This window comes from Anaerozeibacter quisquiliarum, from assembly GCF_051162045.1.
GTDB classification, from domain to species: domain Bacteria; phylum Bacillota; class Clostridia; order Christensenellales; family Aristaeellaceae; genus Anaerozeibacter; species Anaerozeibacter quisquiliarum.
Window position 1 is genome coordinate 47016 of the sequence record NZ_JBISDI010000006.1, and the last position, 14113, is coordinate 61128.

The following is a 14113-nucleotide window of genomic DNA, read 5'->3' on the forward strand; positions in this document are numbered from 1 at the left end:
TTTTCTGCACCTTTATTATACCGCAAACGAAGAAAAATGACAAGACTGTTCTTTTGGCCGCGATCGTGGTATCCTAGCCACTACCACAATCGAGGGGGTGCGCAGGTGGAGATACGGGCGCATGAGATGGAGGCGGAACGGGCGCGGCTTGCCCGGACGCTTGCCATCGTGCGAGAGCAGCTTCAAACGTTTGAGCGCGCGCAGGCGGGGCAGAACACGGCGCTTTCCGAGTCGCGCCGAGAGCTGCGCGAGCAGGCCGAGGAGCGCCCCGCCAGCCTGTGGTCGGCGGACGGTTTTGAAGCGCTTGTCAACCTCAACCAATACGCGCAGGCCATTGCGGTTGACGAAAAGACGCGCGCGATGCGCGCGCAGCGCGCGCAAGCGCTCGCCGGCATGCTGGACGCGCCCTACTTCGCGCGCGTCGATTTCACGTTTGACGACGGCGGCGACGCCGAGCAGGTCTACATCGGGCGCGCGACGCTCAGGGATGAGGGCGGGCGCGACATCGTCGTGCACGACTGGCGCGCGCCGATCGCCTCGGTGTTCTACCGCTTCGGCGTCGGGAAGGCGCGGTACGACGCGCCGGGCGGGGTAATCTCCGGCACGGTGACGCGCAAGCGCCAGTACGAGATCCGGCGCGGACAGCTCGAGTACTTTTTCGACGCCGACGCCTACGTGCAGGATCGGTTTTTGCGCGAGATGCTTTCGCAGAATGCGTCGCCACGCATGCGCGCGATCGTTGAGACCATCCAGCGCGACCAGGACGAGGCGATCCGCGACGCGCGGCACGACCTGCTCATGGTGCAGGGCGTCGCGGGCAGCGGCAAGTCGTCCATCGCGCTGCACCGCGTGGCCTACCTGATGTATCAAAACGGCGAAAAGCCGCTGTCCGCCGGCGACATCCTGATCCTGTCGCCGAACGCGCTGTTTGAGCGCTACATCCAGCGGGTGCTGCCGGAACTCGGCGAGCAGAGCGTCGCCACGCGCACGATGGGATGGTTGCTGTCCGCCGCGCTCGGCGGCGCGCCGGTCGAAGGGGGCCTCGAGCGGCTGGAGCGGGTGAGCGGCGGAAAAGGCGCGGCGCTCAAGGCCTCGCCCGCGTTCGTGCGGGCGCTCGACCGGTTTGTGCGCGAGCTGCCACGCCGATGGATTCCATTCGAGGACGTGTATTACGCCGGTCGCGTGGTTGCCACCCGGCATCAACTCAAGGCGCGGATGCTGGCCGAAGGCGACGCGCTGGGGCTGGGCGCGCGGCTTGCGCGCATGGAGCGCTCGCTGTGGGCCGGCATTCGAGAACGCAGGTGCGCGCGCATGGAGAAACTGGCCGACTGCGCGCGCCGCGCGGGCGGGCACACGCTCGAAATCGACGCCTGCGCGCGGGCGTACTCGATCCTCGAATGCGCGATTTTGGCGCAGCGCATCCGGCGGTTTACGAGGCTCGACCACCGCGCGCTCTACGCGCGGCTGATGTCGGACGAGCGCGCGGTGCGCCGCCTGCTGGGCGACGATGCGCCGGACGACCTCGCGGATATCCTGGCCTATACGCGCCGCGCGCTGGCCAAAGCGGTGCTGCCGCTCGAGGATGCGGCGGCGATCGCCTATCTGAAGCTGCTCACCGAGGGCGCGCCCCCGAGCTCGCGCATCCGGCAGGTGGTCGTGGACGAGGCGCAGGACTTGGACGCGCTGCAGTTTGCGGTGCTGGGGCGGTTGTTCCCCGACGCGCGCTTTACGGTGCTGGGCGACGTGAACCAGGCGCTCGACCGGCCGCTCAGTCGGGCGCTGTACGACGAGATCGCCCGCGCGCTGAACCGCAAGAGTGTTTTGCTCGTCGATCTCAACAAGAGCTTTCGCATGACGCGCGAGATTTTGCAATTCAGCCTAAGATTCCTGAGCGATCCGAGCGGCATCGAATGCTTCAACCGCAGCGGCGACGCGCCGGGCGAGCACATGGCGCGCAGCGAGGCCGGGCTGATCGATCAGATTGCGGAGGAAATCGCGCTGTGCCGCTCAAGGGGTTTTCAGTCGATCGCGCTGATCGCCCGCACGGCGTTGGGCGCCCGCGCGTGGCATGCGCGGCTCTCGGGCGTGCCCGAGGTCAAGCTGATCGACGCCGAGGACGCGGGCGAGACGGCGGGTGCGTTCGTGATTCCGCTGGCGCTGTCGAAGGGGCTGGAGTTCGACGCGGTGCTGGTGCTGGACGCCGGCCGATACGAGCGCGCGGGGGAGAAGCGGCTGCTGTACGTGGCTTGCACCCGCGCGCTGCACCGGCTGAATCTGTATTCGCTGGACAAAGAGGGGGCAAAGGCGTGAGCGATCAGGCGATCCGCCGCATGCTGGCGGAGATTCAGGGCGTGGACGAGGAGCTGATCGGGCCTACGACGAGGCTGTGGCGCGCCGTGGACGCGATCAGCCTGGCGCAGCTGATCGTCGGGTGCGAGCGCCGGTTCCGCATCACAATCGACGACGAGCGCGTCTGCGAATTCGCGCGCGTGAAGGACCTTTCGGACTACGTCGACCGCCGCGTCGCCGACGGCCAAGACGACTACGCGCCCCCGTCCGAGGAGGCGCGCGCGGCTTGGTATTACGAGTGACAACAGCGAGATCGGCTGGCAGGGCGCGATAAAGCCACCGGGTTTGAGCCGGCGGCTTTATCGCGTTCTCCGTCTGGGGCTGCCCGACGGGCGGCTCCGGCGTGGATCAGTTGTCGTCCAGATGCGTCCGGATGCCGTCGGCCATCGCGGTCAGCAACAGATGGCAACTGGTCGCGCCCGCATCCAGCACGCCGCGGGAACGCTCCCCCAGCCGGCTGGCGCGGCCGATCCTGGCCACCATGTCCTTGGTGGACAGCCAGCCCGCCTCGGCGGCGGTCTGCATGGCGGTCAGGCAGTCCGCGAAGTCCCGGTCCTCGGCGAGCGCCTCGCGGTAGGCGGTTTCGGCCGGAACCAGCACGTCCATCAGCGTCTTGTCGCCCACCTGCGCGCCACCCAGTTCCGCAAGGCCGGCGAGCGCCGCGGCCAGCATGGACCCGAACACCGCCCGGTCGATCCGGTCGGTCCGCTTGCACGCGCGCGCCATCTCGGCGAACATGGTGCCGTACAGCGGCCCCATCGAGCCGCCGATCTCCATCATCAGCACCCGCCCGAGCGTCTTGAGCGCTTCGGAAAGGCCCATCTCCGCCCCCGCGATGCGCGCCTCACACAGGGTAAACCCCTTGTTCATGTTGACACCGTGGTCGCCGTCGCCGATCAACCCGTCGATGTCCGACAGGTACGCCTTGTTCTCCTGAATCACCCGGATCATCGAAGAGACGATGTCCTTGCCGTCCTTTTCGCAAAACCCTGTCATGCGCGTCCCCCTTCAGCAGACTGTCAGGCCCATCGACTGGGCCGGCATGTCGAGCATTTCCTTGAGCTCGTCGTCCAGCTTCATTGCGGTGAAGGTGGCGCCCATCATCTCAAGCGACGTAAAATAGTTGCCCACGAAGGGCCGGTAGACCGAAATCCCCCTTGCGGCGAGCAGCCGCTCGATCTTGTCGTAGAGGATGTACAGCTCCATTACCGGCGTCGCGCCCAGGCCCGACACCACCACCGCCAGCTCGTCGCCCGAGACGAAGGGCATGTCGCTTGCCACCGCCTCGACCATCATCTCGGCCATCTCGTCGGCGGTCTTGATCGCACACACCTCGACGCCCGGCTCGCCGTGGTGGCCGATGCCCACCTCCATCGTGCCCGGCTCGATCGTAAAATTGGGGTGTCCCACCGCCGGGATGGTGCAGGGGGTAAGACCGATGCCGATCGAGCGGGTGTTGTCGATGGCCTTCTGCGCGCAGGCGATGACCTCGTCAAGGCTCGCGCCGGTTGCGGCCTTCGCGCCGCCCACCTTCCACATCAGCACCTCACCCGCCACGCCGCGCCGCTTCATCGGCTGATCCTTGGGCGCGGAGGCCACGTCGTCGTTGGCGATCACCGTCTTGACCTGGATGTCGTCGTCGTCCGCCAGCTTGGCGGCCATCTTGACGTTCATGTTGTCGCCTGCGTAGTTGCCGTACAGGCAGGCCACGCCCGCGCCCGCGTCGGCCTCCACGAACGCGTCGTAGAAGGCCTTGGCGGTGGGCGAGGAAAACACCTCGCCCACGGCGGCCGCATCCACCATGTGCTTGCCCACATAGCCGATGAACGCCGGCTTGTGGCCCGAGCCTCCGCCGGTCACGATGCCCACCTTGCCGGGCGCCTTCGCAAAGGCGCTGGCGATCACGCGCGGATTATCGGTTGCCCTGACCAACTGGGGGTGTGCCTTGACGAACCCCCTGAGCATGTCCTCGACCACCAGGTCGGGGTTGTTGATGATGCGTTGCATAGGATCCTCCCGCCTTTTTACGCTTATACGGGCGCCGCGCCGCCGCGGCCTGATTCGTACGCCTTGATCCGGTCTACCTTGTCGGCGGAGCCGCCGCCCTCAAATTCGCATTCCAGCCACTGTTCCACCAGCATGCACCCCAATTGCGGCGCGATGACGCGCGCGCCCATGCACATGATCTGGGCGTCGTTGGATTTTCTGGAGCGCGCGGTGGAGAACGGGTCGTGGCAGACGGCCGCCCGGATACCGGCCACCTTGTTGGCGGTGATCGCCATGCCGATGCCGGTGCCGCAGATCAGGATGCCGCGCTCGAACGTCCCGCGGGCGACCGCCTCGGACACTGCCACCGCGATGTCTGGGTAGAGCACCGGCCGGTCGTCAAATGTGCCGAAATCCTCCACCTCAAGGCCCTTCTTGAGCAGCAGCGCCTTGACGGCGTCACGAAACGCGCAGGCCGCCTCGTCGCAGCCGATCGCGATCCTTCCCATTTGTGTATCAACTCCTTACATGCCGGGGATGAGCGCCACCTTGAACGAGTTGTCCTTGCCGGTCGCGGCGTACTCAAATGCGCGCACCCAGTCCTCGAGCGCAAACTTGTGGCTGACCACGCCCTCGGTGGGCAGACTGCCGTCCGAAATCCACTTGATCACCCAGTCGTAGGAGTAGGGCGACAGGTGCGCGCCAAGCAGGTCCAGCTCCTTGCGGTCGGAGATGATCGACCAGTCCACGGTCACCAGATCCTTGAACACCGAGAACTCGACGAAGCGCCCCATCTTGCGGATCATCTCCAGCCCCTGCTGGACGCTCGACGGGTGGCCGGTCGCCTCGATGTAGATGTCGCAGCCGTAGCCCTCGGTCATCGCTACGATCTCCTTGACCACGTCCTGCTTGCCCGGGTTCATCACCAGGTCCGCGCCGAAGGCCTTCGCCTTCTCGAGCCGGACGTCGTTCATGTCGAGCACGATCAGCTTGGCCGGGTTGCGCTTCTTGATCGCGCCCACCATGCCCAGCCCCAGCGTGCCCGCGCCCGACAGCACCACCATGTCCTCATTGGTGATCTGCGCGCGGTCGACGCAATGCTTGGAACAGGCGTACGGTTCGACCAGCAGCGCCTGCTCGACCGGCATGTCGGCCGGGATTTTATAGACGAGGGCCTCGGGCGGAAAGCGCATGTATTCGGCCATGCCGCCGTTGACATTGTTCTGGAAGCCGTAGAGGTCGTGCTTCTGGCACATCCAGTAGCGGCCGCTCTTACAGAACTTGCATTCCCAGCAGGGCACGATCTGCTCGGACACCACATGGTCGCCTACCGCGAAGCCCTCCATGCCCTCGCCCACTTCCACGACCGTGCCGCAGAACTCGTGGCCGGGGATGACCGGCGGCTTGACGTAGGAGGGGGATCCGTCGCCGCCCCAGAAGGAGGGCGCGCCATGGTATGACTTGAGGTCGCCGGCGCAGACGCCGCAGCCCTCGACCTTGACGATCAGGTCCTTGCCGGTCGCGCGCGGCACGGGGAAGTCGGTCACCAGCCGGTAGTCGCCCGGCGCATACGCCACCAATGCCCGCATGGTCTTCGGAAGTTCCATTGTCTTCTCCTCCTCTATTCTCCTCGCCGCGCTAATTGGCCGCGCGGATTCGCTCGCCCGATTCCACGTCGAATAGATGCGTCTTTTCACCGTTGACCGTCAGCCGCACGATGTCGCCCCGGCGGAAGCGCCGCTCGTCGGTGATGATCAGCATCAGCAAGTCGTCGCCTACGCGCACGCCCACGCGGCCCTCGTCGCCCAGGTTTTCGTACATGGCGACGCGCTCCGGCGTGCCCTTGGAGTCCTCCGCACCGATATACAGGTCCATCGGGCGCACGCCCATCTTGACCTCGTAGCCGTCGTGCAGCTTGTCGTAGTAACGGCGCGGCACCACGATGCGCAGATCGCTGCCGGCAAAGGTGAAATAAAAATCTCCATCATACTTGATGATGCGGGTCCTCAGGATGTTCATCGGGGGTTCGCCGATGAACGCGGCGACAAACTCGTTAGCCGGATCGTCGTAGACCTCGATCGGGGTACCGAACTGCTGCAGCACGCCCAAGTCAATTATGGCGATGCGGTCGGCCAGGCTCATGGCTTCCAGTTGGTCGTGCGTCACATAGACCGACGTACACTGGATCTCGTTATGAAGCCGCTTGATCTCGGTGCGCATCGCTTGGCGCATCTTGCCGTCCAGGTGGGAGAGCGGCTCGTCCATCAGCAACAGCTCCGGCCGCCGTACGATGGCGCGGGCGATGTTGACCCGCTGCTTTTGCCCGCCGGACAGCTTGACCGGCATCATGGTCAGCAGGTCCTCTACCTTGAGCAGCGACGCAATCTCGCGCACCCGCCGGTCGATTTCGTCCTGCCGCACCCCTTTGGCTCGCAGGTTGAAGGCGATGTTCTCATACACCGTGAGCGGCGGATACAGCGCGTAGTCCTCAAACGCCAGCCCGATGCGCCGATCCTTGGGATGCACATGGTTGACCAGCCGGTCGCCGATGAAGATCTCCCCTTGGGTGATGTCCTCCAGGCCCGCGATCATGCGCAGCGTCGTGGTCTTGCCGCAGCCGGACGGCCCCAGCATCGCGATGAATTCGCCGTCATAGCAGTCAAGCGTCAGGTCGTTGACCGCGAAGCTATTGAGGATGCGCCTCTTTCGACCGCTGTTTTCGTACCGTTTGAACAGGTTTTTGAGCGTCAGCTTGGCCATGCATTACGCCTCCTTTGCGCTGTGCGTGGTAAACTCGCGCACAGATGCCTCGTCATAGCGCCCGATATAGTTCGTGTTCAGGGCGTCGAAGAACATGGCCCGTTCGATTTCAAAGGTGACGTATACATCCTGATCCAGGCGGACCTTGAGCCCGTTGGGCGCGATCATCCGAACCAACTGGCCCCCGATCTTGGCGATCAGCACCGACTTGTTGCCGATGGCCTCGAAGCTGTAAACCGTGCCCGGAATCGCCCCCTCGACTGGCTCGAAGTGGTAGTGGATGTTCTGCGGGCGCAGCCCCATGTGCACGTCGCCGCACCCAAGCGCGTCAAAGCGGTCGTCCATCACCCGGTCGGCGGGCAGCGCGAGGATTTTGTTCGGAGCTTCCGCCCATTTGAGGGCATAGCCCTCACCAGAGCGCATCAGTTCGCATTCAAGCAGGTTGATTTCCGGGTCGCCCATCAACTGCGCGACGAACTCGTTCGCCGGCATGTAATACACCTCGTCGCCGGTCCCTACCTGGATAATCTCGCCCTGGTTGATGATGGCGATGCGGTCGCCCAGGCTCATGGCTTCCATGAAGTCGTGGGTGACGTAGATCGAGGTGGTCTCGAAGCTGTGCTGCATCTCCTTGAGCTCGCTGCGCATCAGGTTTCGCAGCTTGGCGTCCAAATGCGCCAGCGGCTCGTCCATCAGGAACACGTTGGGCGTGCGCACCAGCGCCCGACCCAGCGCCACCCGCTGCCGCTGACCGTTGGACAGCTGACTGGGCAGGCGCTCGAGCAGCATGTCGATCTTCATCAGCTTGGATACGCGGTGTACGGCATCCCGGATATAGTCCTCATCCTTGCGGTAGCGGGGACTGCGCAGCGGCGAGGCGATGTTGTCGTACACGGACATGTGCGGGTAGAGCGCGTAGTTTTCAAACACCATCGCCACGTTGCGCTCGGACGGGTCCAGCTGATTGACCACGGCTCCGTCGATCTTGATCATGCCCTCGGTGGGCACCTGAATGCCGGCGATGTTGTTCAAAATGGTGGTCTTGCCCGCGCCCGCCGGGCCGAACAACACGAAAAACTCCTTGTTCTCAATGGTCAGCGTGACATCCTTGAGCGCGGTCAGCTTGCCAAAGCGCTTGGTCACGCCGATCAGTTCGATCTTTGCCATATGCCACCTACCCCTTCACTGCACCAAAACTCAGGCCGCGAACCAGGTGCTTCTGGATGATAATCGCGAAGATGATCGCCGGAAGCGCCGAGAACGTGGCCGCCACCGCCATCTGCCCGTAGTGGACGGTGGCCTGGGCCAGGTACTTGGTCGCCGCCACGGTGATCGGCTCCACCTGCATGCCCGCCAGCAGCAGCGGGAAGGTAAAGCTGTTCCACGCGAAGATAAAGCACAGAAGCGCCGCCGCCACCAGGCCGGGCTTGATCAGCGGCAGCAGGATCTTGAGGAAGATCTGCCACCAGGTGTAGCCGTCCACCTGGGCCGCATGTTCGATCTCGACCGAGATGTCCTCAAAGTACCCGCGCACCACCCAGATGATCAGCGGCATGGAGATCAGCTGGTATACCCAGATCAGGCCGAAGTAGGAATCGTAGAGGCCCAGATGCTGATAGATCATGTACAGAGGCAGCACCACCAGGATTTCCGGCGCGAACTTGAAGGACAGAATCTGGAAGGCGATGTCTTCCTTTTTTTTGAAGTTGTAGCGCGCGAAGGCGTAGGCCGCCGGCACGCCGGCCAGCACCGACACCAGCACCGCGCCGCCCGATACGATGATCGAATCGCGGATGTAGCGGAAGTAGTCTGACTTAAGGAAGACTTCTTCATAGTTGACCAGTGTGGGCGTAAACACAAAGGTGGTGGTCAGCATCTCGGCGTCCGATTTGAAGGTCAGGATCAGCATCCACAAAAGCGGAAACAGCGCGAAAATCGCATAGATCACCAGCGCGCCGTTCTTGAGCGCCGCGTAGAGTCTTTTTTGGGCGGTCATGCGCTCTCTCCTTTCCGAAAGCGCGCGAAGGCGCGCTTGGGTTTTTCCTCCAGTTCCTTGCCGGAGGCCTGATACTGCGACTTGCGCCAAGCCTTGACGATCTGCTTCGCGATGATGTTGACGATGAACCAGAGCACCAGAATGAACGGCAGCGCGCTCGAGAACTTCTGGTACATGTAGCCGCGGGTGTAGGCGGTGACCGACAGTGACATAAGCGTGTCCCCCGGACCGCCCTTGGTCAGCGCGAAGATGATGCCAAACTCCTGCAGCGCCGCCATCAGCCGGAACAAAAGCGCGATCAGGATGCACGGCTTGAGCATCGGGAGCGTGAGCGTTTTGAAGTTGAACCAGGCGCTGCCGCCGTCGATCTTGGCCGATTCAAACGGGGATTTGGGCAACGACTGGATGCCGGCGAGAATCAGGATGATGACGAACGGGCAGTTGACCCATACGTCGATCATGACGACGGTCATCATGGCGGTGCGCTGGGATGCGCCCCATTGCATGCCGTACAGGCCAAACAGGTTCAGAAACTTCTCGATGATGCCCACGGAACTGGAGAGCATCAACTGCCAGATGATGGTGGCAATGACCGGCGCGACCATCAGCGGGAAGATCAGCGCTACCCGCATGACGCGCGAAAAACGGTTGTTGATGGTGTCGAGCAGCATCGCGATGCCCAGGCCCAGCAGCATCTCCACCAGCGTGGACCAGAACGCGTACCGGATGGTCACCCCCACTCCGTTCCAGAACTGGTCGTCCTGAAACATGCGGATCCAGTTGCGCAGGCCGACAAAATTGGCGATCGGCTGGCGGAAGGTATACCCGGTCAGCGAGAAGTAGATGGCCATCGCGAACGGGATCAGAATGCCGATTGTAATCAGCAGCGCAGGCGCGACGATCAGGTAGGGCCTGAGACGCGTTTTGAACGGTACGGTATTCAGCTCCCGCGATGGCGACGCGGATTGCCCGGCTCCGGGAACATTCTGGGTAGCCATTTGGTTTCAACTCCCTCCTGATGCCTTGGGAAGCGTCCTGAGTCGGGGAGCGGAGCGCCTGCGGCCGCTCCCCGACGGCATGCGGATTGACGGCGATGAGTTAGCCTACTTGGATGTCCTCCACCGCGATGTCCAGCTTGGCCTTGAGCGCCTTCATCGCGCCGGCCGTGTCACAGGAGCCGGTCGTGCGGTAGGCTTCGACCAAGTCTTGCAAGGTGGCGGCCCACTCGGTCGTGGTCTCGAAGAAGTAAGGCTGGGGCGTGAACTGGATGGTGGCCTTGGGGAGCAGCACCGCCAGCGCTTCGAGGTAGCCGGTCGACTTGCCGACGACAGAGACATAGGCTTCGGAATCGGCGACCGAAACGCGCGGGCTGTCGGCGCAAGCGCCCTCGGTGCCGGAGAACAGCATGAACTCGGGGCTGGTGAAGTACTGGAGGAAGAGCCACGCCGCGCCCTTGTTGTCGGAGTTGACGTTCATGCCCATCGACCACACCCATACGTTGGACTTGATGTCATTCTCAGTCAGGCCCATACCGTCCGGCACGACGCCCGGATGCCAGGCCAGGTTGCCCGCTTGAGCCGAGGCGCCCTCCGGATAGTTCTGGAAGTAGCCGTTGCAGGTCGCGTCGTAGAGGATGCCTGCGACGCCCGCGCCCAGGTGTGCGCCCGCCTCGTACCAGGTGAAAGTAGCCCACTGGGGCGAGGAGCCCTCGACGACCAGCTTGACCCAGTAGTCGGTCATCGCGATGGCCTCTTCGCTGTCGAGCTTACAGACCAGGCGGCCATCCTCGATTTCAAAGTCCTTGGCGCCCCAAGTGGAGAACAGCGTCATGTAGGCCGGATGGATGGTCGCCCAGTTGCGGGTGCCGCGCACCGCAATGCCGTAGGAACCGGCGCCGCTCCACCCCTGCAGCCCCTTGGACAACTCGAGCAACTCGCTGGTGGTCGTGGGGAGCTTCAGGTTGTTCTCGTCAAAGTACTTCTTGTTATAGGCGATGTTGTTGAGTTCGTAGCCCATCGGCAGCGCCCACTGGGAGCCGGAGCCCACCGGGTGGCCTGCGATGCAGTCCCAGGCCAGGGTGCCGACGACGCCGGGGTAGAAGTCCGCGAAGTCATAGGAGGCTTCGGTCTTCGTGGGGTCGGAGATGTAGTTCTCGAGCGGCTCCATGTAGCCGGCGGAGGCATACTCCCACACCTGGTAGGCGCCGGTCATGAAGACGTCCGGCTCGCCGCTCTTGGAGGAAAGCGCGATGTTCAGTTTGTCAAAATAGTTCTCCTCGGGGGTGACGGAGAATTCGACGTCGATTCCGGTCAGTTTCTCGAACTCCTCCATCTTGCCGTAGTCCGTGATGGCCTTTTGATAGTTGTGCTGATTGAACATCACTTGCAGCTTGGTACCCGAATAAGCCTGCCAATCAATCTGCGAACTTTCGGCCGATCCGACGCCCGCAAACACGGCGGACATCAGTACCAGCGCCAGCACCAACGCGAAACACTTCCTCATGATAGTTTTCCTCCTCCTCTATTGCCTGTGGGGAGCCGCTTTCGGGCGTCTCGCCTGCCGGATAGATGCCATCCCTCCTTAACCCCGGCGTTCATTGGATGTGTGCCCTTGCGCGTATCCCGGCACAACCATTCACTTGGGCCGATCAACGTGAGTCGGTACGCTTGTGTGGCATTCTTTGGCATCGTGAGCGGAAATTTGGAGCGTCGGTTTACATAACTGGCCGTAGCGTGATTTCAGATAGTTAAAATTTAGACGATTTGCTTGAATCATTTCGAGCAATCGAAATATCAGGTATCTTTTGTAAATAACGTTGACACAAGAATACTCGATCGCGCCACTTTTGTCAACATGCATTACATTTCAATATTGGCCCATGTAGATTGTACATGTGGCACAATGAATTAACTTATTTTATACGGTTGTCCATCCTGTTTCCGTGTGCTATACTTACAATCGTATGCAATGCGGCGCGTGACCGGGATCCGCGCAGATAGGAATGATCCCTTTGAAAAAAGCGACCACGGCGGAACTCAAAAAGACCAACACGCAGAACGTGTTGGAATTTGTCTATCGACGCAAAAAGACATCAAAGCTCGAAATTGCGACCGGGCTGGGCCTGAGCCGTCCGACCGTCAGCCAGATCGTACGGGAGCTGATCGATCAAGGGACGATCGCCCAGCAGGGCAGTTTTCAATCCACCGGCGGACGCAAGGCGGAGGCGCTGGTCTTTTTGTCGCGCGCCCACGTGGCGGTGGGGGTCGAGCTGCTCAAGGACAGCTTTGAAATCGTCGCCATCGACCTGTACGGCGAGATTCTGGCCTCCGACATGCGGATGTTTCCGTTTTCCAACACGCCGGCCTACGTGCGCACCGTATGCGAATCGGTCAACCGCTTCATCGGCGGCCTGCCGATCAATCCCGCAGACGTCTTGGGCGTCAACCTGGTGCTGCAGGGGCTGATCTCATCCGACGGCACCCTGGTCACCTATGGAAAGATACTGGATTGCACTGGTATGTCGGTCTGCCAGTTCCGGCCCTACCTGAGCTATCCCTGCTCGATGGTGCATGACGGCGAGGCCGCCGCGACGGTCGAGCTGTGGTTTTCCCCCTCCATCATCGACGCCATATTCGTCCACCTGCGCTACAACATGAGCGGCGCGCTGATCATCAACGGAAGGTTTCTGCAGGGCAACGAGCTCAAAAGCGGCGTATTCGAGCACATGACCATCGTACCGGGTGGCCGGCGCTGCTACTGCGGTAAGCGGGGCTGCATGGACACCTACTGCACGCTGAGCGCCCTGCTGAAGCCGGGCGAGCGAGTGGAGGACTTCTTTCAATCCCTCAGGGCCGGGGGGACGGACGAAGAAGCCCGCTGGCGCGCGTACCTGAATTACCTGGCCACAGCGATCGACAACATCCACATGATGATGGACTACGACGTGATCCTGGGCGGTATCATGGGACGCTTCCTGACGCCGTCCGATATCGACCGGCTCCACGAGCTGGTCGCCGAGCGCACCGCCTTCCCCACAGAGCGGCGCTTTATCCGCATGGGCGCGACCGCCCACATCCCGGTCGCCACCGGCGCGGCGCTGCCCTATGTCATCCAGTACCTGGGGATGCAATCCAGGGGCCAGGGCGTATCGTAAACCGCCAACCCGTCCAGCACCGCGTCGGCCAGCTGTCGGCAAGCGATGCGCGCGCGATCGGCTGCATCGCGGCGCTGTCGACCAGCATTCGCATGTTGCCGTACACTTTTGGCCTGCGCATGAGGGCGGCAACGCCTCTTGACGCTACCGCCCTCGCCAGATCTACGCCTTGATATACAGTCCCCCGCCGGAGGGGGCGCTCGGTTCGCCGTCGGAGGCATCCAGGCCCACATCGTCACCGACCGCCGCGTCATCCTGATCGGCGTCCGATTCGCGCGACGCGTCGTTCGCGGAGGATATCCGGCTGTCTTCTTTCTCTTCCTCTTCGGAGAGGCGCTTGTACTTCTTGGGCTTGGGATTTTTGCGCAGGGTCCTCAGCATGAGGGCCTTCATGTACAGTTCGGGCTTGTTCTTCATCAGAAACTGATGGTCGGCCTTGGGAACCTTGTGCCCCCGCATGATCCGGCTCGCGATGATCATGCACTTGATCTCCACGTCCATGGCGTCGCCCAAAGCATCTGCGCTGGCGTTGGCGTCCTCCAACTGGCTCAGCATCTTCTCCATGTAGGATTTCGAGTCGCGGGCCTGGCCCGCCCCGGCCTCGCGCGCGTCCGGGCGCGGCTGCTCGTGGGCCTCGGCGTCCGGCGCGGGATCGGCGTTCACCCGATCCACGCCCAGCGGCCGCTGCCCGGTGAGGGCGTTGAAGCCCGGGGACCCGATGCTTGCAATGCGCATGACAACACCTCCTCTGCGCTCATCGTTTCTACCCCTTTCATCGGCATTTGAGGGTGATAATTTAGGGTATTGCCGACCGTCACAGAAAAATCGAAATGCGATTGATTCTGTGACGGATTTGTGATATGATGCAA

13 protein-coding genes are annotated in these 14113 nt (G+C 62.7%); 3 read left to right on the top strand and 10 right to left on the bottom strand.

Going from position 1 to position 14113, the window contains the following annotated elements; translation table 11 throughout:
• The first annotated feature begins 105 nt into the window (after nt 1-105).
• Nucleotides 106-2310, top strand: a complete 2205-nt coding sequence (locus ACH6CV_RS03775; RefSeq protein WP_456356833.1) for a HelD family protein — start codon at nt 106-108, stop codon at nt 2308-2310.
• The gene (locus ACH6CV_RS03780; protein ID WP_456356834.1) at nt 2307-2591 is read left to right on the top strand and encodes an acyl carrier protein; all 285 of its coding nucleotides are present in this window, start codon (nt 2307-2309) and stop codon (nt 2589-2591) included. The genes ACH6CV_RS03775 and ACH6CV_RS03780 overlap by 4 nt, the downstream gene beginning before the upstream one ends.
• 106 nt (nt 2592-2697) lie before the next feature.
• On the opposite strand, the gene dhaL is transcribed toward ACH6CV_RS03780, so the two are convergent.
• From dhaL to ACH6CV_RS03825, 9 genes are all read right to left on the bottom strand, one after another.
• Entirely contained in the window at nt 2698-3345 is a 648-nt protein-coding gene (gene dhaL, locus ACH6CV_RS03785) for a dihydroxyacetone kinase subunit DhaL (RefSeq protein ID WP_456356835.1), read from the bottom strand.
• 12 nt (nt 3346-3357) lie between these two features.
• Nucleotides 3358-4356: a dihydroxyacetone kinase subunit DhaK gene (locus ACH6CV_RS03790; RefSeq protein WP_456356836.1), complete on the bottom strand. Its 999-nt coding sequence runs from the start codon at nt 4354-4356 to the stop codon at nt 3358-3360.
• 23 nt (nt 4357-4379) lie between these two features.
• Entirely contained in the window at nt 4380-4844 is a 465-nt protein-coding gene (gene rpiB, locus ACH6CV_RS03795) for a ribose 5-phosphate isomerase B (protein ID WP_456356837.1), read from the bottom strand.
• Between the two features lie 15 nt (nt 4845-4859).
• Nucleotides 4860-5942: an alcohol dehydrogenase catalytic domain-containing protein gene (locus tag ACH6CV_RS03800; RefSeq protein WP_456356838.1), complete on the bottom strand. Its 1083-nt coding sequence runs from the start codon at nt 5940-5942 to the stop codon at nt 4860-4862.
• Nucleotides 5943-5973: 31 nt separating this feature from the next.
• Nucleotides 5974-7095, bottom strand: coding sequence for an ABC transporter ATP-binding protein (locus ACH6CV_RS03805; protein ID WP_456356839.1), 1122 nt, complete (start codon nt 7093-7095; stop codon nt 5974-5976).
• Nucleotides 7096-7098: 3 nt separating this feature from the next.
• Nucleotides 7099-8262, bottom strand: coding sequence for an ABC transporter ATP-binding protein (locus tag ACH6CV_RS03810; protein WP_456356840.1), 1164 nt, complete (start codon nt 8260-8262; stop codon nt 7099-7101).
• Nucleotides 8263-8269: 7 nt separating this feature from the next.
• Nucleotides 8270-9091, bottom strand: a complete 822-nt coding sequence (locus ACH6CV_RS03815; protein WP_456356841.1) for a carbohydrate ABC transporter permease — start codon at nt 9089-9091, stop codon at nt 8270-8272.
• On the bottom strand, nt 9088-10089 hold the full coding sequence (locus ACH6CV_RS03820) for a carbohydrate ABC transporter permease (RefSeq protein WP_456356842.1): 1002 nt from the start codon (nt 10087-10089) through the stop codon (nt 9088-9090). Before ACH6CV_RS03820 ends, ACH6CV_RS03815 begins: the two co-directional genes overlap by 4 nt.
• Nucleotides 10090-10189: 100 nt before the next feature.
• Nucleotides 10190-11593: an ABC transporter substrate-binding protein gene (locus ACH6CV_RS03825; protein WP_456356843.1), complete on the bottom strand. Its 1404-nt coding sequence runs from the start codon at nt 11591-11593 to the stop codon at nt 10190-10192.
• A 508-nt stretch (nt 11594-12101) separates the two neighbouring features.
• Here ACH6CV_RS03825 and ACH6CV_RS03830 point away from each other — a divergent pair.
• Complete coding sequence (locus ACH6CV_RS03830) at nt 12102-13244, top strand: ROK family transcriptional regulator (RefSeq protein ID WP_456356844.1); 1143 nt, start codon at nt 12102-12104, stop codon at nt 13242-13244.
• A gap of 162 nt (nt 13245-13406) precedes the next feature.
• Here ACH6CV_RS03830 and ACH6CV_RS03835 read toward each other — a convergent pair whose 3' ends face one another.
• On the bottom strand, nt 13407-13979 hold the full coding sequence (locus ACH6CV_RS03835; protein ID WP_456356845.1) for a hypothetical protein: 573 nt from the start codon (nt 13977-13979) through the stop codon (nt 13407-13409).
• Nucleotides 13980-14113 lie beyond the last annotated feature (134 nt).

Excerpts from the sequence above, each read along its gene's own strand:
- dhaL (WP_456356835.1), bottom strand. The coding sequence starts at position 3,345 with ATGACAGGGTTTTGCGAAAAGGACGGCAAGGACATCGTCTCTTCGATG.
- ACH6CV_RS03790 (WP_456356836.1), bottom strand. The coding sequence starts at position 4,356 with ATGCAACGCATCATCAACAACCCCGACCTGGTGGTCGAGGACATGCTC.
- rpiB (WP_456356837.1), bottom strand. The coding sequence starts at position 4,844 with ATGGGAAGGATCGCGATCGGCTGCGACGAGGCGGCCTGCGCGTTTCGT.
- ACH6CV_RS03800 (WP_456356838.1), bottom strand. The coding sequence starts at position 5,942 with ATGGAACTTCCGAAGACCATGCGGGCATTGGTGGCGTATGCGCCGGGC.
- ACH6CV_RS03805 (WP_456356839.1), bottom strand. The coding sequence starts at position 7,095 with ATGGCCAAGCTGACGCTCAAAAACCTGTTCAAACGGTACGAAAACAGC.
- ACH6CV_RS03810 (WP_456356840.1), bottom strand. The coding sequence starts at position 8,262 with ATGGCAAAGATCGAACTGATCGGCGTGACCAAGCGCTTTGGCAAGCTG.
- ACH6CV_RS03815 (WP_456356841.1), bottom strand. The coding sequence starts at position 9,091 with ATGACCGCCCAAAAAAGACTCTACGCGGCGCTCAAGAACGGCGCGCTG.
- ACH6CV_RS03820 (WP_456356842.1), bottom strand. The coding sequence starts at position 10,089 with ATGGCTACCCAGAATGTTCCCGGAGCCGGGCAATCCGCGTCGCCATCG.
- ACH6CV_RS03825 (WP_456356843.1), bottom strand. The coding sequence starts at position 11,593 with ATGAGGAAGTGTTTCGCGTTGGTGCTGGCGCTGGTACTGATGTCCGCC.
- ACH6CV_RS03835 (WP_456356845.1), bottom strand. The coding sequence starts at position 13,979 with ATGCGCATTGCAAGCATCGGGTCCCCGGGCTTCAACGCCCTCACCGGG.